The sequence below is a fragment of the Pseudomonas sp. GW460-LB5 genome (genome assembly GCF_059423245.1).
Map to the genome: position 1 here is coordinate 1 of NZ_JBWKXT010000132.1, position 1,100 is coordinate 1,100.

Below are 1,100 nucleotides of genomic sequence, written 5' to 3' on the forward strand. Positions count from 1 at the left end.
TGATACCCGTAGCTTCGGTGCATGGTTTGAGCCCCGTTACATCTTCCGCGCAGGCCGACTCGACTAGTGAGCTATTACGCTTTCTTTAAAGGGTGGCTGCTTCTAAGCCAACCTCCTAGCTGTCTAAGCCTTCCCACATCGTTTCCCACTTAACCATGACTTTGGGACCTTAGCTGACGGTCTGGGTTGTTTCCCTTTTCACGACGGACGTTAGCACCCGCCGTGTGTCTCCCATGCTCGGCACTTGTAGGTATTCGGAGTTTGCATCGGTTTGGTAAGTCGGGATGACCCCCTAGCCGAAACAGTGCTCTACCCCCTACAGTGATACATGAGGCGCTACCTAAATAGCTTTCGAGGAGAACCAGCTATCTCCGAGCTTGATTAGCCTTTCACTCCGATCCACAGGTCATCCGCTAACTTTTCAACGGTAGTCGGTTCGGTCCTCCAGTCAGTGTTACCTAACCTTCAACCTGCCCATGGATAGATCGCCCGGTTTCGGGTCTATACCCAGCGACTAAACGCCCTATTAAGACTCGCTTTCGCTACGCCTCCCCTATTCGGTTAAGCTCGCCACTGAATATAAGTCGCTGACCCATTATACAAAAGGTACGCAGTCACCTAACAAAGTAGGCTCCCACTGCTTGTACGCATACGGTTTCAGGATCTATTTCACTCCCCTCTCCGGGGTTCTTTTCGCCTTTCCCTCACGGTACTAGTTCACTATCGGTCAGTCAGTAGTATTTAGCCTTGGAGGATGGTCCCCCCATATTCAGACAAAGTTTCTCGTGCTCCGTCCTACTCGATTTCATTGATAAGAGATTTTCGTGTACGGGGCTATCACCCACTATGGCCGCACTTTCCAGAGCGTTCCACTAATCTCAAACCAACTTAAGGGCTGGTCCCCGTTCGCTCGCCACTACTAAGGGAATCTCGGTTGATTTCTTTTCCTCAGGGTACTTAGATGTTTCAGTTCCCCTGGTTCGCCTCTTGCACCTATGTATTCAGTACAAGATAACCAGCTTATGCTGGCTGGGTTCCCCCATTCAGAGATCTCTGGATCACAGTCTGTTTGCCGACTCCCCAAAGCTTTTCGCAGGCTA

General features: G+C 50.7%; 1 rRNA gene. It reads right to left on the reverse strand.

Features of this window, described 5'->3' with window-relative positions:
• A 23S ribosomal RNA gene (locus tag AC07XM_RS31025) occupies nucleotides 1–1,100 on the reverse strand; the annotation flags it as partial.